Source organism: Blastomonas sp. (genome assembly GCF_041747255.1).
GTDB lineage: Bacteria > Pseudomonadota > Alphaproteobacteria > Sphingomonadales > Sphingomonadaceae > Blastomonas.
The window spans coordinates 1-2147 of the sequence record NZ_JBGTFM010000022.1 but is presented as its reverse complement, the minus strand read 5'-3'; the positions used below and the strand labels follow the sequence as shown (position 1 = coordinate 2147).

The 2147-nt window shown below is 63.1% G+C and carries 3 protein-coding genes; all 3 read left to right on the top strand.

Annotation, left to right across the window (positions count from 1 at the left end):
• Positions 1 to 1035, top strand: a 1035-nt coding sequence (locus ACEW8G_RS00840) for a methylmalonyl-CoA mutase family protein (RefSeq protein WP_373486559.1), incomplete at its 5' end; no start/stop codon positions are given.
• Complete coding sequence (locus ACEW8G_RS00835; protein WP_373486558.1) at positions 1032 to 1382, top strand: hypothetical protein; 351 nt, start codon at positions 1032 to 1034, stop codon at positions 1380 to 1382. The genes ACEW8G_RS00840 and ACEW8G_RS00835, both read left to right, overlap by 4 nt.
• A 16-nt stretch (positions 1383 to 1398) precedes the next feature.
• Positions 1399 to 2147: biotin synthase BioB (gene bioB, locus ACEW8G_RS00830; protein ID WP_373486557.1), on the top strand; the 749-nt coding region annotated here is incomplete at its 3' end.

Below are 2147 nucleotides of genomic sequence, written 5' to 3'. Positions count from 1 at the left end.
GAAGGCGGCATGGCCAAGGCGGTTGCGGCGGGCTGGCCCAAGGCGATGATCGAGGAAGCGGCGGCGGCGCGACAGGCGCGGGTGGACCGGGCGGAGGATGTCGTGGTCGGCGTCAACAAATACCGTCTGCCCAGCGAGGACCATCTCGAAACGCTCGACGTCGACAACGCGAAGGTGCGCGAAGGCCAGATCGCTCGGATCAACGCGGTCAAGGCGTCGCGCGATGAGGCGGCGTGCAAAGCCGCGCTTGATGCACTGCGCCGGGGGTGCAAGAATGAAAATTCTCCCCCGCAAGGGGAGGGGGACCAGTCGCAGACTGGTGGGGGGGTGATGCCCGCCGCTGCTGGTGACACCCCTCCGTCAGGCGCTGATGCGCCTGCCACCTCCCCCGCAGGGGGAGGATTGGGTTTCGAAAACAACTTGCTGGCGCTCGCCGTCGATGCCGCCCGCGCCCGCGCGACCTTGGGCGAAATCAGCCTGGCGATGGAGGACGTGTTCGGGCGCTATGCCACCACGCCCACCCCGGTGAAGGGCGTCTATGCCGCGCCTTATGCGGATGACAGCCGCTGGGCGCAGGTCGTCGACGGGGTGAAAGCCGTCGAGCGGCGGCTGGGGCGCAAACCCAAGCTGCTCGTCGCCAAAATGGGGCAGGACGGGCATGATCGCGGCGCGAATGTGATCGCGTCGGCCTTTGGCGACCTGGGCTTCGATATCGTCTCCGGCCCCTTGTTCCAGACGCCGGACGAGACCGTGGTGCTCGCATTGGAGAGCAATGTCGATGTCGTCGGCGCATCCTCGCTCGCCGCCGGGCACAAGACGCTGATCCCGTCGCTGCTTGCGGGTCTCAAAGAGGCTGGACGTAACGATATCAAGGTGATTGTCGGCGGTGTCATCCCGCCGCAGGATTACGACTTCTTGCGCGATGTAGGGGTGCAGGGGATTTACGGCCCCGGATCGAATGTGGTCGAATGTGCTGCCGACGTGCTGCGTCTGCTGGGGCACAACATGCCGCCGCTTGAGGAGCCTGCGGAATGAGTGACGACAGTGCAACGGACAAGATAAAGCCCGACGAGCGCGACCCAGAGTTGCTGCTTTATGATTTCCTCAAATATCTTGCCACACTGGCCTTGCTCATTCTGGGGGCGGTGCTTTCGCTGACGGGCACCGACAGCGCACTGCCCGCAAGAAATCTTGCCATCGTTATTATTGTGATGGCGACAGCGGCGCTTGTGGCAATCGTCGCGGCTGACCGGGTTGTGGTCCTGCGGTTGCAAGACAAGCCGATTGATCGCACCGTGCGCTGGTCGCGTAGCGCCTGCATGTGGTTGCTTACGTTCGGCACCGGTTTGTTCCTTTCCAACTGGGTCAGTATCTTTGTATGAAACCTGAGGTAATTTTATGAATGCCCGCACCGACTGGACCCGCGAAGAGATCGCCGCGCTGTTCGACCTGCCGTTCAACGACCTGATGTTCGAGGCGCAGAGCATCCACCGTGCGCACCACCCGCGCAACGAGGTGCAACTCTCGACCCTGTTGTCGATCAAGACCGGCGGTTGCCCGGAAGATTGCGGCTATTGCAGCCAGTCGAAAGAGGCCAACAGCGGCGTCAAGGCGACCAAGCTGATGGACGTGCAGGCGGTGCTGCAGGCAGCCGCGCAGGCGAGGGACCATGGTTCGGGCCGGTTTTGCATGGGCGCCGCATGGCGCAACCCAAAGGACAAGGACATCCCGAAGCTCGCCGCGATGGTCAGGGGCGTGCGCGAGATGGGCATGGAAACGTGTATGACGCTGGGGATGCTCACCGAATCCCAGGCGAAACAACTCGCCGATGCGGGACTGGATTATTACAACCACAACATCGATACCGCGCCGGAAAATTACGCCAACGTCATCACCACCCGTACCTTCGCGGACCGGATGGAGACGCTGGACAATGTGCGTTCGGCGGGGATCAATGTGTGCTGCGGTGGCATCGTCGGCATGGGCGAGACCCGCGCCGACCGCATTAGCTTCATCCACGCGCTCGCCACCATGCCGCACCCTGAAAGCGTGCCGATCAACGCGCTTGTCCCCGTAAAGGGCACCGTTCTGGGCGATATGCTCGCCGATACGCCGCTCGCGAAGATCGACGAGACCGAGTTCGTGCG

Bases quoted from the DNA above. Each gene is read 5' to 3' on its own strand.
- ACEW8G_RS00835 (WP_373486558.1), top strand. From the start codon at position 1,032: ATGAGTGACGACAGTGCAACGGACAAGATAAAGCCCGACGAGCGCGAC.